General features: G+C 60.0%; 23 protein-coding genes and 1 tRNA gene. 8 read left to right on the top strand and 16 right to left on the bottom strand.

Annotated features, from left to right (window positions below; all coding sequences use genetic code 11):
• Positions 1-25: 25 nt before the first annotated feature.
• Both ACERZ8_RS12775 and hisF read right to left on the bottom strand, forming a co-directional pair.
• Positions 26-334, bottom strand: coding sequence for a phosphoribosyl-ATP diphosphatase (locus ACERZ8_RS12775; RefSeq protein WP_407592563.1), 309 nt, complete (start codon positions 332-334; stop codon positions 26-28).
• Entirely contained in the window at positions 331-1,092 is a 762-nt protein-coding gene (gene hisF, locus ACERZ8_RS12770) for an imidazole glycerol phosphate synthase subunit HisF (protein ID WP_407592562.1), read from the bottom strand. The genes ACERZ8_RS12775 and hisF overlap by 4 nt, the downstream gene beginning before the upstream one ends.
• A gap of 231 nt (positions 1,093-1,323) precedes the next feature.
• On the opposite strand from hisF, the gene ACERZ8_RS12765 reads away from it, so the two are divergent.
• Positions 1,324-1,776: a DUF302 domain-containing protein gene (locus tag ACERZ8_RS12765; RefSeq protein WP_407592561.1), complete on the top strand. Its 453-nt coding sequence runs from the start codon at positions 1,324-1,326 to the stop codon at positions 1,774-1,776.
• A 2-nt stretch (positions 1,777-1,778) separates the two neighbouring features.
• On the opposite strand, the gene hisA is transcribed toward ACERZ8_RS12765, so the two are convergent.
• Positions 1,779-2,498 (bottom strand): 1-(5-phosphoribosyl)-5-[(5-phosphoribosylamino)methylideneamino]imidazole-4-carboxamide isomerase, encoded by a 720-nt coding sequence (gene hisA, locus ACERZ8_RS12760; protein ID WP_407592560.1) that lies wholly within the window; start codon positions 2,496-2,498, stop codon positions 1,779-1,781.
• Positions 2,499-2,632: 134 nt separating this feature from the next.
• Between hisA and ACERZ8_RS12755 the strand changes: the two genes are divergently transcribed.
• Both ACERZ8_RS12755 and ACERZ8_RS12750 read left to right on the top strand, forming a co-directional pair.
• Complete coding sequence (locus ACERZ8_RS12755) at positions 2,633-3,013, top strand: DUF2147 domain-containing protein (protein WP_407592559.1); 381 nt, start codon at positions 2,633-2,635, stop codon at positions 3,011-3,013.
• Between the two features lie 166 nt (positions 3,014-3,179).
• Positions 3,180-3,584 carry a DUF2147 domain-containing protein gene (locus ACERZ8_RS12750; protein WP_407592558.1) on the top strand — a complete coding sequence of 135 codons (405 nt, stop codon included), beginning with the start codon at positions 3,180-3,182 and terminating at the stop codon, positions 3,582-3,584.
• 15 nt (positions 3,585-3,599) lie between these two features.
• Here the strand turns inward: ACERZ8_RS12750 and ACERZ8_RS12745 are convergent, their stop codons facing one another.
• The 3 genes from ACERZ8_RS12745 to rlmB all read right to left on the bottom strand — a co-directional run bounded on the left by ACERZ8_RS12745 (position 3,600) and on the right by rlmB (position 5,389).
• Positions 3,600-4,073: a CoA-binding protein gene (locus ACERZ8_RS12745; RefSeq protein ID WP_407592557.1), complete on the bottom strand. Its 474-nt coding sequence runs from the start codon at positions 4,071-4,073 to the stop codon at positions 3,600-3,602.
• A 222-nt stretch (positions 4,074-4,295) separates the two neighbouring features.
• Positions 4,296-4,541, bottom strand: coding sequence for a hypothetical protein (locus ACERZ8_RS12740; RefSeq protein WP_407592556.1), 246 nt, complete (start codon positions 4,539-4,541; stop codon positions 4,296-4,298).
• Positions 4,542-4,612: 71 nt separating this feature from the next.
• Complete coding sequence (gene rlmB / locus ACERZ8_RS12735) at positions 4,613-5,389, bottom strand: 23S rRNA (guanosine(2251)-2'-O)-methyltransferase RlmB (RefSeq protein ID WP_407592555.1); 777 nt, start codon at positions 5,387-5,389, stop codon at positions 4,613-4,615.
• Positions 5,390-5,509: 120 nt separating this feature from the next.
• On the opposite strand from rlmB, the gene ACERZ8_RS12730 reads away from it, so the two are divergent.
• Positions 5,510-5,593 (top strand) — tRNA-Tyr (locus ACERZ8_RS12730).
• Between the two features lie 166 nt (positions 5,594-5,759).
• Here ACERZ8_RS12730 and ACERZ8_RS12725 read toward each other — a convergent pair.
• The 7 genes from ACERZ8_RS12725 to ACERZ8_RS12695 all read right to left on the bottom strand — a co-directional run bounded on the left by ACERZ8_RS12725 (position 5,760) and on the right by ACERZ8_RS12695 (position 13,190).
• On the bottom strand, positions 5,760-7,241 hold the full coding sequence (locus ACERZ8_RS12725) for a mannitol dehydrogenase family protein (protein WP_407592554.1): 1,482 nt from the start codon (positions 7,239-7,241) through the stop codon (positions 5,760-5,762).
• Positions 7,241-8,005, bottom strand: a complete 765-nt coding sequence (locus ACERZ8_RS12720) for an L-iditol 2-dehydrogenase (protein WP_407592553.1) — start codon at positions 8,003-8,005, stop codon at positions 7,241-7,243. Before ACERZ8_RS12720 ends, ACERZ8_RS12725 begins: the two co-directional genes overlap by 1 nt.
• Entirely contained in the window at positions 8,002-9,006 is a 1,005-nt protein-coding gene (locus tag ACERZ8_RS12715) for an ABC transporter ATP-binding protein (protein WP_407592552.1), read from the bottom strand. Before ACERZ8_RS12715 ends, ACERZ8_RS12720 begins: the two co-directional genes overlap by 4 nt.
• An 11-nt stretch (positions 9,007-9,017) precedes the next feature.
• The gene (locus ACERZ8_RS12710) at positions 9,018-9,848 is read right to left on the bottom strand and encodes a carbohydrate ABC transporter permease (RefSeq protein ID WP_407592551.1); all 831 of its coding nucleotides are present in this window, start codon (positions 9,846-9,848) and stop codon (positions 9,018-9,020) included.
• An 18-nt stretch (positions 9,849-9,866) separates the two neighbouring features.
• On the bottom strand, positions 9,867-10,730 hold the full coding sequence (locus ACERZ8_RS12705) for a carbohydrate ABC transporter permease (protein ID WP_407592550.1): 864 nt from the start codon (positions 10,728-10,730) through the stop codon (positions 9,867-9,869).
• A 129-nt stretch (positions 10,731-10,859) separates the two neighbouring features.
• Positions 10,860-12,176 (bottom strand): ABC transporter substrate-binding protein, encoded by a 1,317-nt coding sequence (locus ACERZ8_RS12700; protein WP_407592549.1) that lies wholly within the window; start codon positions 12,174-12,176, stop codon positions 10,860-10,862.
• A 756-nt stretch (positions 12,177-12,932) separates the two neighbouring features.
• Complete coding sequence (locus ACERZ8_RS12695; RefSeq protein WP_407592548.1) at positions 12,933-13,190, bottom strand: hypothetical protein; 258 nt, start codon at positions 13,188-13,190, stop codon at positions 12,933-12,935.
• Positions 13,191-13,386: 196 nt separating this feature from the next.
• Between ACERZ8_RS12695 and ACERZ8_RS12690 the strand changes: the two genes are divergently transcribed.
• The 4 genes from ACERZ8_RS12690 to ACERZ8_RS12675 all read left to right on the top strand — a co-directional run bounded on the left by ACERZ8_RS12690 (position 13,387) and on the right by ACERZ8_RS12675 (position 19,077).
• Complete coding sequence (locus ACERZ8_RS12690) at positions 13,387-14,151, top strand: alpha/beta fold hydrolase (RefSeq protein WP_407592547.1); 765 nt, start codon at positions 13,387-13,389, stop codon at positions 14,149-14,151.
• A 157-nt stretch (positions 14,152-14,308) separates the two neighbouring features.
• Positions 14,309-14,683, top strand: a complete 375-nt coding sequence (locus tag ACERZ8_RS12685) for a hypothetical protein (protein ID WP_407592546.1) — start codon at positions 14,309-14,311, stop codon at positions 14,681-14,683.
• Between the two features lie 203 nt (positions 14,684-14,886).
• Positions 14,887-18,219 (top strand): carbamoyl-phosphate synthase large subunit, encoded by a 3,333-nt coding sequence (carB, locus tag ACERZ8_RS12680; protein WP_407592545.1) that lies wholly within the window; start codon positions 14,887-14,889, stop codon positions 18,217-18,219.
• 183 nt (positions 18,220-18,402) lie between these two features.
• A complete protein-coding gene (locus ACERZ8_RS12675; RefSeq protein WP_407594262.1) occupies positions 18,403-19,077 on the top strand; it encodes a dimethylsulfonioproprionate lyase family protein in 675 nt (224 codons plus the stop codon).
• Here ACERZ8_RS12675 and ACERZ8_RS12670 read toward each other — a convergent pair.
• Genes ACERZ8_RS12670 through ACERZ8_RS12660 form a run of 3 tightly spaced genes read right to left on the bottom strand, consistent with a single transcriptional unit; the run spans position 19,074 to position 24,009 of the window.
• Positions 19,074-20,126, bottom strand: coding sequence for an adenylate/guanylate cyclase domain-containing protein (locus ACERZ8_RS12670; protein ID WP_407592544.1), 1,053 nt, complete (start codon positions 20,124-20,126; stop codon positions 19,074-19,076). The genes ACERZ8_RS12675 and ACERZ8_RS12670 overlap by 4 nt on opposite strands.
• A gap of 10 nt (positions 20,127-20,136) precedes the next feature.
• On the bottom strand, positions 20,137-23,199 hold the full coding sequence (locus tag ACERZ8_RS12665) for a response regulator (RefSeq protein ID WP_407592543.1): 3,063 nt from the start codon (positions 23,197-23,199) through the stop codon (positions 20,137-20,139).
• A gap of 57 nt (positions 23,200-23,256) precedes the next feature.
• Positions 23,257-24,009 carry a substrate-binding periplasmic protein gene (locus ACERZ8_RS12660; protein WP_407592542.1) on the bottom strand — a complete coding sequence of 251 codons (753 nt, stop codon included), beginning with the start codon at positions 24,007-24,009 and terminating at the stop codon, positions 23,257-23,259.
• Between the last annotated feature and the right edge of the window lie 57 nt (positions 24,010-24,066).

Genomic DNA, 24,066 nt, shown 5'->3' with positions numbered 1-24,066 from the left:
GTAGTATTGGGTATGCAGGCGCGCCTCAGTCCCGCGCGGCCTTTTCGGCCACGCCAGACGTGCCCTGACGGCGGGCCAGTTCGTCCATCACATCCGACAGGGCCACACCGCGTGCGGCCAGCATGACCAACAAATGATAAAGCACATCCGCAGCCTCGCTCGTGAGCGCAGCCTTGTCACCTTTGACGGCCTCAATGATGGCCTCAACGGCCTCTTCTCCGAACTTTTCGGCGCACTTTTCGGGGCCTTTGGACAGCAGCTTGGCCGTCCAGGACGTGTCTGGGTCGGCACCTTTGCGGGCTTCAATCGTGGCAAAGAGATCGTCGAGCGTCATGTCAGCCTCATCGGGATACCAGCAGCGGCCATATGGGCCTTGGCCTGAGCGATCGTGAAATCGCCAAAGTGAAAGATCGACGCGGCGAGCACAGCCGAGGCGCCGCCCTCAGTCACCCCATCCACGAGGTGATCAAGTGTGCCAACACCACCCGACGCGATCACCGGGATCGGCACCGCATCCGAAATGGCGCGGGTGAGCGGAAGGTTGAAGCCCGCGCGCGTACCGTCGCGATCCATCGAGGTGACCAGGATTTCCCCTGCCCCCTTTGTGGCTGCGGTGTGCGCGAATTCCACTGCGTCAATGCCTGTCGGCTTGCGCCCGCCATGGGTGAAGATTTCCCATTTGCCGGGGCTGACTGTCTTGGCATCGATGGCGCAGACAATGCACTGGCTGCCAAACTGGTCCGCCGCACGGCTCAGCACGTCCGGGTCGGCCACAGCGGCGGAGTTGAACGAGACCTTGTCCGCACCCGCCAGCAAAAGCGCGCGCACATCCGCCACGCTGCGCACCCCGCCCCCGACGGTCAGGGGGATAAAGCACTGCTCGGCCGTGCGCCGCACCAGATCGAACATAGTGCCGCGGTTTTCATGGGTGGCGTGGATGTCGAGAAAGCACAGCTCGTCCGCGCCCGCCGCATCATAGGCCTGCGCGGCGGCGACCGGGTCGCCAGCGTCCACCAGATCGACAAAGTTCACGCCCTTGACCACGCGGCCATCAGCGACGTCGAGACAGGGAATGATGCGCGTTTTCAACATGGGGCGGTGATAGTGCGCTTTGGTGAGCGTGGAAAGGGGCTCTGCCCCGCGCCCTGGGGACTAACCTCGGGATTTTTCAACCAAAGAGGGGCCGATGTTCAGGCGTGCAAGCCCTGATCCGCGCCCTTTGTGCAAGCCGGGTATCGGCGATGTCACACCGATCACGCGAAATTTGCTGGCGGCCACACTGCAATGGGTCATTATCGCCATCATACAAGGAGGACGTGACCCATGAAAATTCTGGCAACAGTGGCGGTGATAATGACGATGGCAGGTGCGGCGATAGCAGGCGACAACGGCATCATACGCAAAGAGGCCGCAGCAAGCGTGACGGAAACCGTCGACCAACTGGTCAGCGCCATGGAAGGGGCCGGGCTGAACATCTTTGCCCGCGTGGATCATGGCGCAGGTGCGGCCTCAATCGGCGATGACGTGGGCGCGTCCCAACTGCTGATCTTTGGCAATCCCAAGGTCGGCACACCCGCGATCAAGGATGATCCTGTTTCGGGCCTGTTCCTGCCCCTCAAGGTGCTGGTCTACGAAGATGGCACCGGCAAGACCATGATCGCCTACGAAGACCCGACCGAGATGCTGACCCGACTGGGCGGCGTGTCAGAGGATGCCCCCTATCTGGCGGTGATGACCGGCGCGCTGGCCAAGTTCACCGGGGCCGTGGCGCAGTAGGACTAGTCCTGCAGCATTGACAAGGCGGCGGCCAGATCAATGGCCCCGTCATAAAGGGCGCGCCCGGAAATCGCGCCCGCGATCACGCCTGTCGCCTTCAGCGCGCTCAGATCATCCATCGATGACACGCCCCCGGATGCAATGACCGGAATGGACACGGCGCGCGCCAAGGCTTGGGTTGCGTCGATATTGGGCCCGCCCATCGCGCCGTCCCGGTTGATGTCGGTGTAGATGATCGCCGCCACCCCGGCATCTTCGAAGGATTTGGCAAGGTCTGTTGCATCGACGTCCGTTTCAGTGGCCCAGCCCTTGGTCGCGACCTTGCCTCCACGTGCATCAATGCCGACGGCCACATGGCCGGGAAACGTACGGGCCGCTTCCCGCACGAGGTCGGGGTTTTCAACGGCCACGGTGCCCAGGATCACCCGTTCCAGCCCTTTATCGAGCCACATCTCGATGGTGGCCATGTCGCGGATGCCGCCACCCAATTGGGCAGGCACCGGGCAGGCCTTGAGGATCGCCTCGACCGGGGCGGCGTTGACCGGGGCACCGGCAAATGCACCGTTCAGATCGACCAGATGCAGCCATGCGCACCCGGCGGCAACAAATGCACTGGCCTGCGCGGCAGGATCGTCGTTGAACACTGTTGCACGGTCCATATCGCCATGGACAAGGCGCACGGCCTGTCCGTCTTTGAGGTCGATGGCGGGGTAAAGGATCATCGTTCTTGCGCCTTTTTCGGATGTCGCCCGCCATCTGTCACCTTGCGTCACGAATTGCAACGCGACCCTAGGTCATTGTTGATCTGGACGGCGTCCATATCGCAAAGTCTGCGCCATAGTGGAGGAGAACACGCATGAAAAAAATGATGATCGCAGCGGCGATGACGGTTCTGGCCGGGGCCGCACACGCTGATCCGGTTGCGGGAACATGGAAGACCGAAGTCGATGACGGGGCCTATGCCCATATCAGCATGAAACCGTGCGGCGCAAATATCTGCGGCACGATTGCCAAGGCGTTTGATGCCAGCGGCCCGATTGACTCGGAAAACATCGGCAAGCAGTTGGTCTGGGACATGGTGCCCGGCGGCGACGGCAGCTATGGGTCCGGCAAAATCTGGCAACCCTCCACCGGCAAGGTGTTCAAATCCAAGATGTCGCTGAGCGGGAATACCCTGAACGTGTCAGGCTGCGTCGGACCGTTCTGCAAGAAACAGACGTGGACACGCGTCAACTAAACCTTTGATCCATGACGGATCGGCTGAAACCCGCGCCTTTGGTGCGGGTTTTTTCCGTCTGACTTGAACGGTTTGGCCAGCCACCTACTTTGCTTTACTAAACGTGCACGCTGCCATCGCGAATGCGCACCAACACATCCGGTCAAAGCAAGAGGAGATCACAGCTATGCCCTGTACGCCGAAATTGAACATCACTTTGCCTGTGTTCGCCACCGCTCTGGCCCTAGGTGCGAATGCGGCACTTGCCGCTGATCCTGTCGGGCTGTGGCGAACTCAACCCGATCAAAAGGGTCAGGTGGCAAATGTCCGTGCCGAGACCTGCGGTTCCGCGATCTGTGGCACCATCGTGCGTGTCTATGACAAGGCCGGCGCACCGGTCGCAGCCCCCACTGTCGGTCAGAAAGTGTTCTGGGACATGGTGCCCAAAGGGTCAGACTTTGTCGGGCGCGCCTTTGTTCCGGCCCATCAACGCGAATATGCCGGGCGCATTTCCGTGCAGGGGGACCGCATGAAAGTCAGCGGATGCCTTGGCCCGGTCTGCCAAAGCCAGGTATGGACGCGCCTGCAATAGACGCCCCTGCCCGACTCACAGTTTCGATGAGATGATCCCGGTGTTGAAACCGCCCATGCGCAATTCACCGAACAGACGCTGATATTCGATTTTGGGGCACCGGTCCTGAATGACCGTGATACCTTTGGCGCGCACCTTGGCCGCCGCCTCGGGGTGGGTCACGCCGATCTGCATCCAGATGGTTTTCAGGCCGGGCAGTGCATCCAGTGCCTCGTCCACGATCTCGGGAACCGCTTCGGACCTTCGAAAGATATCGACCATGTCGATGGGCGTGCTCAAATCGCCCAGCTGCGCAACTACCTGTGCGCCGAACAAAGTTTGCCCGGCATAGGCCGGATTGACGGGGTGAACCTTGAATCCCTTCAACGCCAGATAGCGCGCCACGAAATAGCTGGGGCGCACCGGATTGCCCGATACGCCGACCACTGCAACCGATGACGTCCCCTTGAGAACATCGCGCAGATGCTGATCTGAATAGGTTTCTGTCACACACGCCCCCTGTTTCTGGCACCATGTGACAAAAAAACGCCCCGATCGCAAAGCGAAAGGGGCGCGCAAGGTGTGGAACGAGGGACAGTGAATATCTGCAGGAGTTCCAAACCTGCAGCTCACAACTCGAGATAAGGACATCTCGGCTCTATGAAAGTGTGTCTCGCAAATCTGTGAACGAAACCTTAAAGCGGATCGGCAATTTTCCGCCCAAATGCACCCTCAATCGAAAATATCCTCAATAATGTCAAAGGCGTCTTCGAAAAAGTCGCCCCAGCGGGATTTTTTGCGTTTGTATTTTTTCTTGATCGGTTTGACCGGTCTGGCCTTTTGTTCTGGCTGCCGATGCACCCGCGAGGGCCGCACGACCTCCCGGTCGCCCGATCTGTCGCGCGGCAGCATCTTGAGATTGTGCAGCGGTGCGCCGCATTTCGAGCACGCCAGTTCGTGCCGCCCCTTGCCGCCCATCACGAGGGCAGCCCGGGTGCCGCAATAGCAGCAGGTGGCGATTTTGGTCGGATAAGCGATGGTGCGGCCTCTTACGTGTGATCCTTGGATGCATATAGGGCGATTGCAGCCGCATTTGAGACATTGAGCGATCCGAACCCGCTGGTTGCGTCAATACGGACCAGCATATCGCAGGTTTCACGAGTCTTTTGGCGCAGGCCCGGGCCTTCGGCCCCCAGAACCAGCGCAACCGGGCGATCCTTTTGGCCTCCAAGGGCCGTCTCAATGGTCTGGTCCGCTTCGCCGTCAAGACCAATCACGAGGTAGCCCATGCCCTGAAGCGCGACGATGGCATCGGCGAGGTTGCGCACCCGCACGTAGGGTTGTCGTTCCAGCGCGCCCGAGGCCGTCTTGGCCAGCGCGCCGGTCTCAGGCGCTGCGTGATGGCGCATCCCGATGACGGCGGATGCCCCCAACACTTCGGCAGAGCGCAGGATGGCACCCACGTTGTGCGGGTCGGTCACGCGATCCAGCAGGATGAGACGCGGATTTTCAGCGCCTATGGCCACATCTGCCAGACTGCCCCATTCTAGCGGCTTGACCTCAAGCGCCGCGCCCTGATGGACCGAGCCGGGATCGAGCGGCGCCGTGAACTTGCGCGCATCGACAACCTGCGGCGTGATCCCGGCGGCCTCGATGGCATCGGCCAGCTTGGTTTGGGCATTCAGCGTCACGATCAGTTGCAGCTTGGTGCGCGCTGGGTTCATCAACGCATCGCGCACTGCGTGGAGCCCAAACAGCCACACGGTGCTTGCCGCATCAGCCTTTTTCGCCTGCTCTTTCTGAACAACCCATTTGGGTTTTTTCATGGTGTCCTCAATTCAGTCAGCCCTGCGTTCCGGATGGCTCGATTTTCTGCCTTGACCCTTGAATTGGGGGGCGATACTCACGCGCTCACGCTGCCGGGGTTGTTCCCCTAATGGCGCAGTGGGCGACAGGCCGCAAGGTGTGGCAGGGGACTGTAACTCCCTCGCGGAGACGCACGCCTGGTTCGATTCCAGGGTCGCCCACCATTCATTTCCATTTTGTGAAGCAAAAAGTCCGATCCGGCGGATCGAACTTTGGAAATGAACGCTCCGAGCTCCTGCGAGTAGCCCGGTCGATGTGTTTCGCGATTACGTACTTCGTTCGTACATCGTCTTGCAACGAATGGACTGATGGTCGAACAAAACTGAACCTCTACCCTTTCAGATAGGCCGTCAACGCCGCCTCGACGCCCTCATCCCAGATCAACGCCAGCCAGCGCACGAAACTGTCACGAAACACCGCGTTATCAGCGAGATCACCATAGAGTGCACGCTGCCCCAGCCAGGTTTCGGGGCGCGTCCGCGCAGCCTTGGCAGCCGTGTTCAAGCTGTCCCAGATCGGATCGTTTGGCGCGATGGCGCTGCCGTCCTGCCGCGTGCCTTCGCACATACGCGCCCAGATCGCCTGCGACAGGGCGAGGCCCTCAACCGGATCGCCTTTGGCAAGGGCGTCGCGCAGGGTTGGCAGGATAAACCCGGTCTGGCGAGATGATCCGTCAAAGGCCACGCGCCGCACGGTATCTACGATTTCCGGGTTGGAAAACCGCCGGTCGATGAGGGACACGTAGGTTTCCGGGGTCATGCCCGGCACGGCATCCACTTGCAGTGCGATCTCGGTTCCGGCCACTTTTCTGAAATAATCGCCGATCAATGGATGCGCCATGCAGCCTGCGATGAATTCGACCGACAGGACTTCGCCTGCGTCCGCAATCAACTGGTGCCCGCCGTTCAATATCCGGATCTTCATCGCCTCAAAGGCGTGCACATCATCTGTAAAGGTCGCCCCGGCCTTGTCCCAGTCCGGTCGCCCGGCGCAAAACCTGTCCTCGATCACCCATTGGCGGTAATTCTCGTGGGTCACGGGGGCGGCATCCTCGATGCCAAAGGATTTGACCAACTCCAGTTCTTTCGGCCCTGTGGCGGGCACGATGCAATCGACCATGGAATCCGGGAAGGTGCACTGTGCATCGATCCAGTCGGCAAGCTCCGGATCGGACATGCGCGCAAGCGACACGAGCGTCTGGCGCAGGATTGCGCCGTTGCCTTGCAGGTTGTCACAGCTTTGCCCGGTAAACGCGCCAATGCTCGCGTCACGCCGTATGCGCAGCGCTGCAATCATCGCACCGAACGCCGTGCGCGGACGCTCGGGATGGGCTGCATCATGCGCCATATCCGGGTGAGCGCTGTCAAAGGCCTTGGTCACGGGATCAATGTAATAGCCCCCTTCGGTGACCGTCAGTGCAACGATCCGAATGGCCGGGTCCGCCATCTGGGCAATCAGGGCAGCGTTGTCTTCTTCGACCGGAACAAAGCCGATCATGGCTCCGGTCACCTCGGCAGAGCGTCCAGTCGGGTCAAGCTCGATCAGGGTGGTAAGGTAGTCCTGCGCCGCAAGACGTTTGCGCTGTGCCTCGTCGCCTGCGCGCACACCGGCACCGATGATGCCCCAGTCCATTGCGTCGCCTTGCTGCATGAGGCGGTGCAGATACCATGCCTGATGGGCGCGGTGGAAATTGCCCAGACCGATATGCACGATGCCGGGCGTGATCGCGCTGCGATCATAGACGGGCACACTGATCGCGGTTGCGAGGTCCTTCAGGGCGGCATTCGAGAGTGTTTGTATGTCGTCCAACATCAGCTCATCCAGTTTCCGCCATCGACGTTCAACGTCTGGGCTGTGATATAGCGCGCCGCATCAGAGGCAAGGAAAACAACGGGGTCGGCGACATCGCGGGGATCGCCCATGCGGCCCAGCGGAACGGCCTCGCCCACTTCGCGCTTTTTCTGGCCCTTGGGCTTGTTTTCGTATTCGGCGAATTGTGCATCGACGATATCCCACATGGGGGTGTCAATCACGCCGGGGGCAATGGCATTGACCCGGATATTGTCGCCCGCCAGCTCAAGGGCCAGCGATTGGGTGATCGAGATCACCGCCGCCTTGGTCGAACAGTAAACGGCAATGTTCGGCTCGCCCCGTCGCCCGGCCTGCGAAGAGAAGTTGATGATCGACCCGCCGCCGCGCTCGATCATATGCGCGACAACCGCCTGACAGGCAAAGATGGTGCCACCGACATTGACGTCATACTGGCGGCGGTAGTCCTCGGGCGTGATGCGGTCGATCGAGGCCATGTTGAAAATGCCGGCATTGTTCACAAGGATGTCGATCCCGCCAAGGTTATGCGCCACTTCATCTGCGGCACTCGCAAGGCTGGAAAAGTCAGTCACATCCAGTGCGACGGCGAGACCGCCAATCGCCTCAGCGGTCTCCTTGGCGTCTTCCAGGCGCAGATCAGCCACGGCCACCTTGGCCCCGGCATCCGCCATCGCCTCGCAGATCGCGCGGCCAATGCCGCGCGCTCCGCCTGTGACGATGGCAACTTTGCCGTCCAGCGTCCTCATGACATGCGCAGACCGTCAGCCCCGAACTTGTGGATCTGGGGCGCCGACGGTGTGAGGTACACAGTGTCGCCATGCTTGACCGTAACCTCGCCGCTGGCACGCACCGTCATCGGATCACAGCCCGGAATACCGTGGATGTGGATGAACGTGTCCGATCCCAGGTGCTCGGCGACACCAACGGTGCCCTGCCACTGACCTTCGGTCGTGGACACCTCGATATGTTCGGGCCGGATGCCGATGGTATGGGCATCGTGCTTGGCGGCCTCTGGCCCTTCGATCAGGTTCATCTTGGGGCTGCCGATAAACCCGGCGACGAACTTGTTGCGCGGCGTGCGATAGAGTTCAAGCGGGCTGCCGACCTGTTCGATTACACCGGCCTGCAACACCACGATCTTGTCGGCCATTGTCATGGCTTCGACCTGGTCGTGGGTCACGTAGACCATCGTGGTCGCCAGCTTCTTGTGCAACTCGGAGATTTCCATCCGCATCCCGACCCGCAGGGCGGCATCAAGGTTGGACAAAGGTTCGTCAAAAAGGAACGCCGCAGGTTCACGCACGATGGCGCGGCCAATGGCGACCCGTTGACGCTGCCCGCCGGACAATTGCCCCGGGCGACGATCAAGGTAGTCGGTCAGGTTGAGCGCCTTTGCGGCATTCTCGATCCGCTTGTCCTGCTCGGCCTGATCCATGCCCGCCATTTTCATCGGAAACGCGATGTTCTTGCGCACCGACATATGCGGATAAAGGGCGTAGGATTGAAACACCATCGCAAGACGGCGCTTGGCAGGCGGCAATGCGGTGGCGTCCGCCCCATCGATTTCGATGTTGCCTGCGGTGGTGTCCTCCAGTCCCGCGATCAATCGCAACAGGGTGGATTTTCCGCAGCCCGAGGGGCCAACGAAGACGACAAACTCGCCGTCATTTATCTCAAGATCCAGAGGTGGGATGACTTCGACATCACCGAATTTCTTCTGAACCTGCTTGAGCTCAATGCGTCCCATAGTCGTGCTCCTTATTTGACTGCGCCGAAGGTCAGGCCCCGGACGAGTTGTTTCTGGCTAAACCAGCCCATGATCAGGATAGGTGCGATGGCCATTGTCGATGCCGCACTCAGTTTCGCATAAAACAGACCTTCAGGGCTGGAATAGCTGGCGATAAAGGCCGTGAGTGGGGCGGCTTTGGCCGCGGTAAGGTTGAGTGTCCAGAACGCTTCGTTCCACGCCAGGATAAAGTTCAACAGCACCGTTGATGCGATCCCCGGGATCGCCATGGGCGTGAGCACATAGAGAATCTCGGATTTCAGCCCTGCACCGTCCATCCGCGCCGCTTCCAGAATCTCGCCTGGAATTTCGCGGAAGTAGGTGTAAAGCATCCACACAATGATCGGCAGGTTGATCAGCATCAGCACAAAGGTCAGGCCATAGACGTTGTCGAGCAGCCCGAACTGGATGAACAGCAGGTAGATCGGATAAAGCACACCCACCGCTGGCAGCATCTTGGTCGACAGCATCCAGAGCAGGATATCCTTGGTGCGCTTTGAGGGCACAAAGGCCATCGACCACGCCGCAGGGATCGCGATGATGATCCCCAGCAGGGTCGAGCCCCCGGCGATGAAGATCGAGTTCCACAGGAACCGGCCATAGTTCGACCGCTCCATCACCGTGGAATAGTTTTCGGTCGTCCAGTCGAAGAACAGGAAGACCGGTGGGTCACTGATCGCCTGTGCTTCGGTTTTGAAGCTGGTCAGGATCGTCCACAGGATAGGGAAGAAGATCAGCAGACCAATGATCCACGCAGCGGTCGTATTGATCGCCTTGCGTTGGTTTGTAACAGCACGTGCCATAATATCGTCCTCCCTTCTTTAATCGAGGTTCTTGCCGACGATGCGCATCAGGAAAATGGCAACGATGTTGGCAAGGATGATGGCATAGACACCGCCCGCAGACCCAAGTCCGATGTTCTGACTTTCAAGCACACGCTGGAAGATCAGGTAAGACAAGGTTCGGGTGCCGAATGCGCCGCCAGTGGTGACAAAGATTTCGGCAAAGATCGCCAGCAGGAAAATCGTCTGGATCAGCACCACGATGGTGATGGCCCGGCTAAGGTGCGGCAGTGCGATGTAGAAAAAGCGCGACAGAACAGATGCGCCATCCATTTCGGCGGCTTCAAGCTGTTCACTGTCGAGCGATTGGATCGCGGTCAGCAGGATGAGTGTCGCAAAGGGCAACCACTGCCAACTGACGATCAGGATGATCGACGGCATAGCCGCATCCGACAGCCAACTGACCGGTTCAGCCCCAAAGAACCGCCACAGGTGCGCAAACAGCCCGTTGGTGGGATCCATGAAGATGTTCTTCCACACCAGCGCGGACACGGTCGGCATGACAAAGAACGGCGCGATCACAAGGATACGGACAACGCCCTGCCCCCACATCGGCTGATCCAGAAGGATCGCCAGAAGGACACCCAGAACGATGGTGATGACAAGAACGCCGATCAACAGGGTCAGCGTCGTCGCGATTGCGGGCCAGAATGAACTTGAGGTCACAAATCGGACGTAGTTGTCGAAACCGGTCCAGCCCTGGTCACCACCACGCAATGGCAGGTAGGTACGGAATGAAAACCACAAGGTCATGATTAGGGGTACTAACATCCAGCCCAGCAGCAGGATCACGGCGGGTGCCATCATCACTCGGGCAGCGGATCGGGAAGCTTTGGTCGCCATTTTGACACGTCTCCTCTGTGGGCAGCCGCCGGTCAGGGCGACGCCAGTTCGGGTGGGTAACGTTTCTTGGGAACTGGGTACGCGGAGGGCGACAGAAGTGTCGGCCGCCCTCCGCTTGAAGGCGTCGGCTTAGCGGTAGCCGGCGGCTTCCATGGTTTCGTTGGTGATCGCTTGCGCTTTCGCCAGTGCTTCTTCGACGGTCTGCTGACCGGCATAAGCAGCCGAGAATTCCTGGCTGACTTCTGTGGCCATGCCTGCGAATTCAGGGATCGCAACAAACTGGATACCAACATATGGCACCGGATCGACTGTTGGGTCGGTCGGGTCAGCCGCGTTGATCGAATCCAGGGTCATCTGTGCGAAAGGCACTTTTTGGTACTCTGGGTTTTCGTACAGCGATGTACGTGCACCCGGAGGAACATTTGCCCAACCTTCGTTGGCTGCAACAAGCTCGATATAGTCCTTGCTTGTAGCCCACTCGATGAACTGCTTGGCTTCAGCTTCTTGCTGTGTGCCTGCAGGGATGGCCAGCGCCCATGCCCACAACCAGTTGGCGCGCTTTTCGACACCTTCGTTGTTGGGTGCCAATGCAAAACCGACGTGGTCAGCCACAGTGGAGTCATCGCCCGTCACGAAAGACGCCGCAACAGTCGCGTCAATCCACATGCCGCACTTGCCCTGGTTGAACAGCGACAGGTTCTCGTTGAAACCGTTGGTCGCATAGCCCTCTGGGCCATAGTCGTTCATCAGGTTGACGTAGAAGTTCAGCGCATCAGCCCATTGTGGCTGATCGAACTGTGCATTCCAGTCTTCGTCGAACCAGCGTGCGCCGAACGAGTTGCCTGTGACTGTGATGAACGCACCACCTTCACCCCAACCGGCTTTGCCGCGCAGGCAGATGCCGTTGATGTCTTCGGCAGGGTTGTCCATTGCAGCCGCGGCTTCGCGGATGAACTGCCATGTCGGGTCGGAAGGCATTTCCAGACCAGCGGCTTCCATCAGGTCCGTGCGATACATCACCATCGAGGATTCACCGTAGAACGGTGCCGCATAGAGCGTGCCATCGTTGGACAGACCGTTGCGCATGGCGGGCAGGATGTCATCGACGTCATATTCTGCGGACAGATCGTCCAGCGGAACAAGCCAGCCATTGGCACCCCAGATCGGCGTTTCGTACATGCCGATTGTCATGATGTCGAACTGGCCACCTTTGGTGGTGATGTCCGTGGTGACGCGCGAGCGCAATGTGTTTTCTTCCAGTGTCACCCATTCGACGGCAATGCCTGTCTCTTCGGTGAACTTGTCGGTGTAACCTTGCATGCGCACCATATCGCCGTTGTTGACAGTGGCGATTGTGATGGTGGCCGAGTGACCGTCGGCTGCTGCGATACCGGCTGTCAGGCCAAGGCCGACGACCGAACTCAGCAGAGTGCGTTTGATAGACATTAGTGTCCTCCCATTTTTTACACACGGAAACAATTGCGTAAAGATGACAACAGGTCAACAGTTTTTCTTAACGCTCAGGATTGCAGCAAACCCGACCTCCAACCGCCCAGGATTTGATCATGTGCGAGTCCTTGATTTTAAAGGCAGACTTCGGATTGAGTGCGGGCCAGCCTACCGTTCCGCACCAGCGCCTCGAAAATCAGTCTGTGCACACCTTTCCCGTTTGCAGGTGAAAAATGTGCCCTGCCGCGAATCCCCTGGAAACGCTGGCAAGTTCATGCGGCACTGCAGAAAACGCCCCTTTCGCCGCGACAAAATTCCACAGGTTCAAAGGTGAAACTGCGCAATTCACACGCTCAGGATACAACTTTAGGAATGAGGAGTTGCCGACCGAGCTGTCCGGATTTTAACATGCGTAATAAACCTGCAGGCATTGCTTCAGAAGCCTGCAACGCGCCAGCATGTACGTCGACGGAACACCCGGCGCATGAATTCAGTGCAAAAAAGGCCAGTGTTTCGCATTCCAGTTATGAGATAAATCGCATCCCTTTATCGTCAAACACATGAATATATCTCGATCAACGCCACAGGTGCGATTTCGGCATCGTCTCCGAACGATGGACTGGCTATGCAGGCAATGAAGGTTAGAACGTGAACCGCCGCAAGGTCGGCGGGTCATGCCTACCTCCCCAGGCCAGCGCCCATAGCATTTGATCTCAAGCCACGTGCCCGATACGCGTTTGGCCAACAGACGCCTTAGACCCGCCCGGTCGACCACATCCAGAAAACGACGCCGGCTACGATCACCAGAATGTTGAACCCCAGCGTCGCCCCGATGCCAATCCAGAACGCCTTGCGCTGATCGGCCCGGTCAACTGTGTCGAGCCACGACACCACTGCACTTTCCGCCTGAGCCAATGTGGCACTGTCGACCTGTCGCAGGAGTTTTGGATGGCCTCCAAACCCTTCGGCATCCACGATGTGCTGGGCCTGCGCGTGCAGTCGGCGCGGCATGCGCCGCCCCGTTTTGCGCAACGCCGCGGCGAGGCTCTTGGCGCGTACGCCAAATGCCCCCTCCAGGGCGCTTTGCACCCGTGCGCTGCGTCTGCTTATGCTGTCCTCAGTCTCCATCGATGACGCATTAACCCGGCGCAAGCCGCGATTTCAATCCCTCTGGTCCACACGGGTTTTCCGGGCTAAGCATCCCGTCATGCTCGCCTATACCACCCACGGGGACGGCCCCGGCACACCGCTTTTGATTGCCCATGGCCTTTACGGGTCGGGGCGCAACTGGGGTGTGATCGCAAAACGCCTGTCGGACACAAGGCCTGTGACGACCGTGGACATGCGCAACCACGGGACCAGCTTTTGGGACGATGACAACAGTTATGCGGCGCTGGCTGGTGATCTGGCAGAGGTCATCGACCACCTCGGTGGCCCCATGGATGTCTTGGGCCATTCGATGGGGGGCAAGGCCGCGATGGTGCTTGCCCTCACCCGCCCCGACACCCTGCGCCGCCTAGTAGTGGGCGACATTGCACCCGTGGGCTATTCCCATTCCCAGATACAATACATCAAGGCCATGCGCGGCGTGGACCTGTCTATTGTGACCCGACGGTCAGACGCCAATGACCAACTTGCCGAACTGGGTGTGGACGCGGCCCTGACCAGCTTTCTGACCCAATCGCTTGATGTTTCGGCCAAGCGCTGGCGGCTGAACCTGGATGCGCTGGCGGACAACATGGCACAGATCATCGGCTTTCCCGATCTTGCGGCCAGTCATGAGGGTTCCGTGCTATTCCTGTCGGGTGCGACGTCCGACTATGTGGATCGCAGCTATCGCCCCAGCATCCAGACGCTGTTTCCCAACGCGCGCTTTGCCAAGATACCGGATGCGGGCCACTGGCTGCACGCCGACAGTCCGCGCGCCTTTGAAGCAACGGTGCGCGCCTATCTGGATGCGGCGGACCTATGACGTTTCGGCAGCGCCCCGTAAACGACAGTGCCGGGCATCCGGCACAAAGGGCACGCATAAACCCCGCTTTGACCACATAATTGCCTTTTTTTGCGGCCATGGTTTTTCAATCGGACAGGACAATCGCCCCGTCCATCCAGAACGGAGGTTGCAGATCATGGAATATGGACACCGCCAAGAGCTGAAAAGCGCGGACGCAAGCGAGCGCACGACACGGATGATGCGTTCGGTGCGCGAAATCCTTGAAGAGCAGGGTCAGGCCCACCTTCTGGACGCCGCAAATTTTGAATCCGCCAGCGAAGCTGCAACAATGCCACCGCGCCCGATGCCCGGTGCCGCAACAGCCGCCTGTGCCGCCGAAAAGAACGGTGTGCAGCGCCCGCCACATATGCGCGGTGCGATGAGCGCCCCCAAGCCAAAGCCCATCGAACCCGTCGAAATGGTCGCGCCACAACCCGCGCCCGTCGAAATGCCCGCTGCGGTTTCCGCTGAAAAGTCGCGTTCACTCTTGTCCCGCCTGATCCGCCGGTAATCGCGCACCCGATCAGAAGCAGACACCAAATGACGACAATCGAGGGCCTTCCGGGCCCTCTTTGCATTTGTTCCGCGCCGCATCGCCATGACCGCGCGCCGTTTGCGCATGCCCCCCTTGCACCTTCCCGAGCCATCCCTATAACGCAGACAATTTGCTTGCGCCCGGCGGCGCAGACTGACCTCATATCCGGGGGGCCAAGGATGCCAAAGCGTACCGACATACAGTCGATCATGATCATCGGCGCGGGTCCCATTGTCATCGGTCAGGCATGCGAATTCGACTACTCCGGCGCACAGGCCTGCAAGGCGCTGCGCGAAGAAGGGTATCGCGTCATCCTCGTCAACTCGAACCCGGCCACGATCATGACTGATCCCGGGCTGGCCGACGCCACATATATCGAACCCATCACGCCGGATGTTGTCGCCAAGATCATCGAAAAAGAGCGCCCCGATGCGCTGCTGCCCACAATGGGCGGGCAGACCGGTCTCAACACGTCCCTGGCGCTCGAAGAAATGGGCGTGTTGGAAAAGTTCGGCGTCGAGATGATTGGGGCGAAGCGCGAAGCCATTGAAATGGCCGAAGACCGCAAGCTGTTCCGCGAGGCGATGGATCGGTTGGGCATCGAAAACCCGCGCGCCACAATCGTGACCGCCCCCAAGGATGACGACGGTAAGAAGGACCTGAATGCAGGGGTCAGCATCGCCCTTGAAACGCTTGAGGATATCGGCCTTCCGGCGATCATCCGCCCTGCGTTCACCCTCGGCGGCACAGGCGGCGGCGTTGCTTACAACCGCGACGATTACATGGCCATCTGCCGCTCGGGCATGGATGCCAGTCCGGTGGGTCAGATCCTCGTCGACGAAAGCCTGCTGGGCTGGAAAGAATACGAGATGGAGGTGGTCCGCGACACCGCTGACAACGCTATCATCGTGTGCTCCATCGAAAACGTGGACCCGATGGGCGTGCACACCGGGGATTCCATCACCGTGGCCCCTGCCCTGACGCTCACGGACAAGGAATACCAGATCATGCGCAACCACTCCATCGCGGTGCTGCGCGAGATCGGCGTGGAAACGGGTGGATCAAACGTTCAGTGGGCGATCAATCCGGAAGACGGGCGCATGGTCGTGATCGAGATGAACCCGCGCGTCTCCCGCTCGTCTGCGTTGGCGTCCAAGGCCACAGGCTTCCCGATTGCCAAGATCGCGGCGAAACTGGCCGTGGGCTATACACTGGACGAGCTTGACAACGACATCACCAAGGTGACGCCCGCCAGCTTCGAGCCGACCATCGACTACGTGGTCACTAAAATTCCGAAATTCGCCTTCGAGAAGTTCCCAGGATCAGAGGCGACACTGACCACAGCTATGAAATCCGTTGGCGAAGTCATGGCGGTGGGCCGCACCTTCCACGAGTCCCTGCAAAAGGCGATGGCATCCATGGAATCCGGCCTGACCGGGTTGGATGAAATCGACATCCCCGGCGCGCCGGACAATGCCGCCATCGTCAAGGCCATCGCCGCACAAACCCCGGACCGGTTGCGCCTGATCGCGCAGGCCATGCGCCACGGGCTGTCAGACGACGAAATCCATGGCGTGACCATGTTCGATCCGTGGTTCCTTGCCCGCATTCGCGAGATTGTCCAAAGCGAAGCGCATGTTGCCACGAACGGTTTGCCGCAGGATGCGGACGGTCTGCGCGCGCTCAAGATGATGGGCTTTAGCGATGCGCGGCTTGCGGCGTTGTCCGGCACAACGGAAAAGGACGTGCGCAGTTTGCGCCATGACACTGGCGTCACAGCAGTGTTCAAGCGCATCGACACATGCGCCGCAGAATTCGAAGCGCAAACGCCTTACATGTACTCAACCTACGAGACGCCCGTATTCGGCGCGGTCGAATGCGAGGCGCGCCCGTCGGACAAGCAAAAGGTGGTGATCCTTGGCGGTGGTCCCAACAGGATCGGACAAGGGATCGAGTTCGATTACTGCTGCTGTCACGCATGTTTCGCGCTGACAGATGCCGGTTACGAGACGATCATGATCAACTGTAACCCCGAAACGGTCAGCACGGACTACGACACTTCGGACAGGCTTTATTTTGAGCCTTTGACGTTCGAACATGTGATGGAAATCCTGCTCGTCGAGCAGGAGGCAGGCACGCTGCACGGTGTCATCGTGCAGTTCGGCGGACAGACACCGCTGAAACTTGCCAACGCCTTGCAGGATGCAGGTATTCCCATCCTGGGCACCACGCCCGATGCCATTGATCTGGCCGAAGACCGCGAACGCTTTCAGAAGCTGGTGCAGGACCTTGGCCTGAAACAACCCAAGAACGGCATCGCGCATTCTGACGCGGAAGCCCTTGAAATCGCTGAAGGCATCGGCTTTCCGCTTGTGATCCGCCCTTCTTACGTCTTGGGCGGGCGGGCAATGGAAATCGTGCGGGATATGGGCCAGCTCAAACGCTATATTGCAGAGGCGGTCGTGGTGTCAGGTGACAGTCCCGTATTGCTCGACAGCTACCTGTCCGGCGCGGTGGAACTTGATGTCGATGCGCTCTGTGACGGCACCGACGTGCACGTCGCGGGCATCATGCAGCACATCGAAGAAGCCGGTGTGCATTCCGGAGACAGCGCCTGTTCCCTGCCGCCTTATTCGCTCTCCAAAGACGTTATTGCCGAAGTGGAGGTGCAAACGCGCGCCCTTGCTCTTGCGCTTAACGTCGTGGGCCTCATGAACATCCAGTTCGCAGTGCAGGGCGACGATATTTTCCTGATCGAGGTAAATCCGCGTGCCTCGCGCACTGTGCCATTTGTCGCCAAGGCGACGGACTCAGCGATCGCTTCCATCGCCGCGCGCATCATGGCCGGAGAGCCGCTCAGCAACTTCCCGTTGCGCGCGCCCTATGATGCAACCGCCAGCTATGACGCGGTCCTGCCGCTTGGCGATCCCATGACGCTGGCTGACCCCAACATGCCGTGGTTCTCGGTGAAAGAGGCCGTGCTGCCTTTTGCCCGTTTCCCGGGTGTGGACACGATTTTGGGGCCCGAAATGCGCTCGACCGGCGAAGTCATGGGGTGGGATCGCACATTCGCGCGCGCCTTCCTCAAGGCGCAGATGGGGGCGGGCATGGTGCTGCCGGATGCGGGCTGTGCCTTCATCTCGATAAAGGATGCGGACAAGACGCCCGATATGCTGGAAGCCGCGCAAATCCTTGTCGGCCTTGGCTTTACCCTCGTTGCGACGCGTGGGACGGCTGCGTGGTACGAAAGCCAGGGTGTCGACTGTGCCACCGTCAACAAAGTGTACGAAGGCCGCCCGGACGTCACCGACATGATGAAGGACGGGCGTGTGCAACTGGTTCTGAACACCACCGAAGGCGCGCAGGCGGTCGAGGATTCCAAGTCGATCCGGTCCATCGCGCTTTATGACAAGATCCCCTATTTCACGACAGCTGCGGGGTCTTACGCCGCCACGTTGGCCATCCGCGAGCAGGCGCAGGGGGATGTGGGCGTCAAGGCACTGCAGGGTTAGAAACTGCGCAGCGCTGACGCGGAAACCGGCAGGCTGCGCGCGTCTGCGATGTCCCGTTGCACAAGGTGAGTGCAATGGATTGCGCGAACCGCGCGATGTCGTGTACGCGGAGATCAAACATCCCCCACGCAATGCGGAGATTGCGATTTGTCCGACAGGCCCGAACCCCTTGGTGGTGATCAGATGGGAGCGTCAGTGCGCCTGACCGATGCGCCCGACTGGCTGTACCTGCTGCGCGAATTCGATGCGCTTTATCGCTATGGCTCTGCCGGAGGCAGCGCGGCGATCCGCGGGCATCGCAAACGGGTGCGCGACCGCCTGTCGGCCGCCATGGCCAAGAACCCCGCAGTGCTGAGCAACGGGGGTGAAACCAAGCCCGTCACCGCACATTTTGCCCGCGCTCTCGATCTGGGCGAACGGGGCGCGATGCAGGGCATGGCACGTGCGCTGCGCGAAGTGCGCGACAGCCTGACATGGGAATATGGTTACGAAAAACTGTCGAAATCACTGGCCCAGAAATACGCCTATTGCGAAGTTCTTGGACCCAAAGGTCCTGTGCAGTGCGACAACCTGATCCTTGGCTTTGTCCTGTTTGCACCCAGCACCACATATCCACAACACAGCCATTCCGATATCGAGGAAAGCTATATCTCGATCGCGGGGGCCTGGTCAGAAAACAATGCTGCCGTGTTTGCGCCCGGTTCACTGATCCTCAACCGCTCGGGCGACGAACATCGCATCACCACGGGTGATCGCGACCCCTGCCTTCTGGCTTATGCGTGGTGTGGACCTGCCGCGCGTCTTGCCGCCCCAGACATGAAGCTGACGGCGACCCGCAAGGCACGCGCGCGCTCCTAATCCACCAATCCGTCGATCTGAAAGACGTCAATCGCGCCCTTGCCCTTGGCGGGCAGCGCACCCTTGCTTGTGCCTGTGCACCTGCCTTGCAAACGTGCCCAGGCATCCGCGCTGGCGTATACGGTGTCGGGTGCGGCCATCGAGGTAATGCGCGCCGCCGTGTTGACCGTATCCCCCCACAGATCGAACAGGTGCTGGTGGCGTCCGATCACCCCGGCCACGACCGGGCCGATGTGAAACCCGATGCGCACATGCCAGCCATCCGTTACACTGGCCGCAACGCGCGTCATGTCTAGCGCGCAGCGCGCGGTGGCAAGGGCCGGATCAGCGTGAGGCTGCAACAGATCAGCGGTCGCCATATAGGCATCACCAATGGTCTTGATCTTTTCCAGCCCATGGGAAAACGTGATCTCTTCGAACCGCGCGACTAGGTTTTGCAGATGGCGTACAGCCAGTTCCGGCGGGTTCTTGTCGCAGTAATCGGTGAAGGCCACCACGTCGACCATCATCACCACGACATCTTCATAACGGCGCGGTTTGACCTCGTTCGTGGCCTTTAGTTCGCTGACGGCGCGTGCAGGCAAGGTGGCGTGCAACAGATCATCCGCGCGGCGGCGTTCGGTTTCGATCTGGGCCAGATAGCTCGCCTCCTGATCGCGCAATTGCTTTTGCTGCAAGCACGCACCGACACGGGCAGCAAAAAGAACGCGGTCAAAATCCTTGGGCAAAAAATCCTGCGCCCCCAGTTCGATGCCTTTGACGATGGCCTCCATATCCTCGACCGCAGAGATGACGATCACGGGAATGTCGCGCAAGGCTGGATCAGCCTTCATCGCCTCCAACACGCCGTAGCCGTCCAGAACAGGCATTTCGATGTCCAGCAGGACAAGGTCAAAACTGCCATCTGCCAGTTGCGCCAGCGCCTCGCTTCCGTCTTGCGCGGCTTCTGTCACGTGGCCCAACTGCTTGACAGCCATAGACATTTTCATGCGGCTGGTCAGGTTGTCGTCCACGACAAGGATCGATGCGGCCAGTTGGTTTTGTGTCATCGCGCCACCCCTAGACCCGCAGCTTTTGCAGCGCCATCGCGACGCGCTGGAATGCAGCAGCGATGTCGTCAAGCAGCACGTCGCAGTTTGTCAGGTCCAGTTCACGCGCCCGCATTTCCAGTTCGCGGGCCAGTCCGGCAAGGGTCTTGGCGCCGAAATCGGTGCTGCTGGATTTCATCGAATGGGCGCTGCGCCGCAAGGTGTCGGTGTCATCCTCGGCGTAGGCGGTGCGCATGGTCGCGACCAGCTTGTTGCATTCCGACAGGAAACTGTCGATCAATTCAGTCAGCGCCGCTTTGTCCCCCCCAATCACGTCGAGCAGGTTCTTGAGCGCGGCATCATCCAGACAGCGGCTGGTATCACGCGGCACGGCAGTGATGTCTTCACCGGCGGGTTTTGGCGGAGGGACCGGCGCGATTGAGGTCGCAACGGCCTCAAGCGCACGCACCAGGGCGGCCACCCGGATCGGTTTGGAAATGTATTGATCCATGCCCAGCGACAGGTATTTGTCGCGATCTCCGCGCATTGCGTTGGCCGTCATCGCAACGATCTTCGGGGCGCGTTTGCCCCATTCGTCTTGGATGCGGCGGGTTGCCTCCATCCCATCCATCTCGGGCATCTCGATATCCATGAGGATCACATCGTAGACCTGCAGGCGCAGGGCCTCCAGCGCTTCAACTCCGTTTGAGGCAACATCCGCCCGGTACCCCAAGCGCAACAGCAGCATTTGCGCAAGTTTCTGGTTCGTCGGGTGATCATCCACCAGCAAAATGCGCAACGGCAACCGCTGGGCCATCTCGGTGTCCAGTGTCGTGCGGGCCGCGGCTGCATCCACACCCGGTCCCGCAGTTTTTATCCCAAACTCCGACATCAGGGCATTCAGCAGCGGCGAGGGTTTGATCGGTTTTTGCAGCACGCTTGCAAAGCCCACGGCATCAAATTCGTCCTGTCGCCCGACGACAGAGCGCCCGATCGAGCTCAGCAGGATCAACGGGACAGCACGCCGCTCGGGTATCTCGCGGATATGTTTGGCAAGGGTCAGCCCGTCCTCATCCGGCATCGACAAATCAAGGATGACGGCGTCGAACCGCCCTGCCCCGCGCAGCAGGTCCATCGCTTCGCGTCCAGAGGCCACAACGCTCGGATGCATCCCCCAGTCGCGCGTCTGCACGTCCAGAATGCGCCGGTTCGTGGCATTGTCATCGACGATCAGCACGTGGCGGCCTTCCAGCCCGTCCCTGATCTTACCTTCGTCTTCCGGCGCGGGGGCCGCCGCGACTTCGAAATCAATCGCGAAATGGAACGTCGTGCCTTTGCCAACGGCGCTGTCCACCCAGATCCGCCCGCCCATCAGCTCGACCAGCCGCTTGGAAATCGCAAGACCCAGACCGGTGCCACCATAGCGCCGCGTTGTCGACGCATCGACCTGGCTGAAGGACTGGAACAGGCTGTCCATCCTGTCCGCTGGAATGCCGATACCGGAATCGCGCACCGAGAATTGCAAGGTCCGTGTTCCAGCGGCAGCGCCCTTGCCGGTCAGTGTCACGGCCAGCACCACGTCCCCTTCTTTGGTGAACTTGATGGCGTTGTTCAGCAGGTTCAAAAGGATCTGACGCAGGCGCATCGGATCACCCACGATCATCACAGGAACGTCGGGTCCCATTTCGTAGGCGAGGTCCAAACCCTTTTCGGCGGCAATGACCGCGACAAGGTCCACCGCCTCTTCCATGCAGGTGCGCAGATCAAAGGCCAGCCGTTCCAGCGCCAGCTTGCCACTGTCCACCCGGCTGAAATCGAGGATATCGTTGATGATGTTCAGCAAGTCTTCGGCGGACTTGTTGATGGTTTCGGTGAAATCACGCTGTTCGTCGTCCAACTCGGTATCCAGCAACAGGTTGGACATGCCGATCACCCCATTCATGGGCGTGCGGATTTCGTGGCTCATCGTGGCAAGGAAAGTGCTTTTGGCGTCATTGGCGGCCTCGGCCACGTTCTTGGCATCTTCCAGCTCGACCGACAGGCGTTTGAGCTCCGTCAGGTCCGAGTAAATTCCGACCACACCGCCATCTGCGGTCGGGTATTCGGTGATCTGTATCCAACTGCCGTCGCGGCGCTGCTCAAGCAGGGGTTTGCCGGGCGCACGGTGATGGGCGAGGCGCTGGCTGGCCCAGGCGTCGGGGTCTTCTGCGGCTTTGCGCACTTCACCGGAACTGGCGATCTGCGCCACAACATCCTGAAACGACATGCCCAGCTTCAGAGTATCGGACGGCGCGGTGTATATTTTTTCCCGGTAGGTTGTGTTGCACAGCACAAGCTTGTCATCGGAATCGTAGAGCGCAAAACCTTCGGACATGCTTTCGATGGCGTCGGTCAGCTGTTGGCTGGCCACGGACAGTTCGTGAGTGCGCATCTCGACCCGCGCCTCAAGTTCGTCATTGGCGGTCAGCAGGCTTTGTTCGTCTGATGCCTGCCGGGCGAGCATCTCGTTATAGGCGACGATCACCTCGCCCATCTCGTCATCGCTGCTCCAGTTCACGGGCCTGCGCCCATTGCCCTGCCGCAGCTGGTTTATCGACCCCAGCAACAGATCAAGCGGCACGCCGATGGTGCGACGGTTCGCGATCAGCGCGCTGATGATGATGGCCCCCATCAACACCGCCGCCAGACCAACGGCAAAGACAAGGCGCGTATTGCGCTGCTCGCGCACGCCCGCGGGGGTCAGCGCGATGGCGAGGCTGCCAATCACCTGATCGGCGGCGGCATTGGCCTGCACGATGTCGCGCTGCCCGAAAAAGCGGTTGTCTTCCATTCCCTCGATCTGACCCTTGTAGGCCATGAGGTCGCCGACCTCGTCATAGACGGCGACGCCCAGCACGTCCTCGTCCACTTCGATGGCGGACACGATCAGTTCAATCTGTTCCTCGGACAGGTTCCACAATGGCCGAGACAGGACCTGCACCTGCATGGTCAGCAACTGATCCAGCCGGTTCAGAAGCTGCTGGCTGGCGCGCTGGTTGGCGCTGTACTCGAACAATCCAAACACCACCACAACTGCCGACAGGACCAGCGGCACGATGAACAGCAGGAATTTGGCCCGCAGACTGCGGAACCGGGCACGCGTCTTGGGGGGTCAGTTGACGTAACTATCGACAATCTCCTGATAACGGCCTGAGTCGATCAGCGTTTTGAGCCCGGCGTTGAATTTGTCGCGCAACTCTTCGGTGCGAAAAGCGGGGCGATAACCCCAAGGATCGGCGAAATTGGTGGTCGTCACCGGCTTGATGTCGATCTTGCCCTCTTCGGCGACGAGTTTGGTCAGGTACTGTACGATGTTGAGGTCCGCCACGATGGCATCGGCCCGACCCCGGTGCAGCATCTTGACCTGAAGGCTTTGATCCGCAGTTTCCGTGTAATTCGCACTGCCTTCCAGCGGTGACAACCAGTCGGAATAGTGTTTGGACGCATTCTGGAACGCCACGACGCGAAGGCCCTCAAGATCGCCCGGCTGCGCAAGGGCAAATCCGCGTTCTTCCAGCGTGAAAATGACGTCCTGAAACTGCACGGACACATCCCCGTAGATGCCACCATGTGCGGTCAGATCCTCGCCCTGATCCTTTGAGGCGGCATCGACCTTGCCCTGAATGAACTCGAAGGCGATGCGGCGGGCCGGGACAAAGACGGGGTCCAGTTCGATCCCGGATTGGGCCAGCGCCTCGCGGATGATATCGACCTCAATGCCCCGCCCGGTATCGGGAAAGGCATAAGGCGGGATCGACGCACCAAAGGTCATGGTAAGGACTTCGGCGGTGACGTCTTGTGCCCAAGCCGCCATTGCGATCAGACCTGCGGCGGCCATGGTGATCATGCGCGTTGAAAAGGTCATGATGTCCCTCCTGTCAGGCCGGACGCCGACCTACGTGGGCTTGTGCCCGCTTCACAC

The organism is Tateyamaria armeniaca (genome assembly GCF_045797845.1).
In the GTDB taxonomy this organism is placed as follows: Bacteria; Pseudomonadota; Alphaproteobacteria; order Rhodobacterales; family Rhodobacteraceae; genus Tateyamaria; species Tateyamaria armeniaca.
Note: the sequence above shows the minus strand (reverse complement) of the source record. Positions and strands in the feature narration are given on the sequence as shown.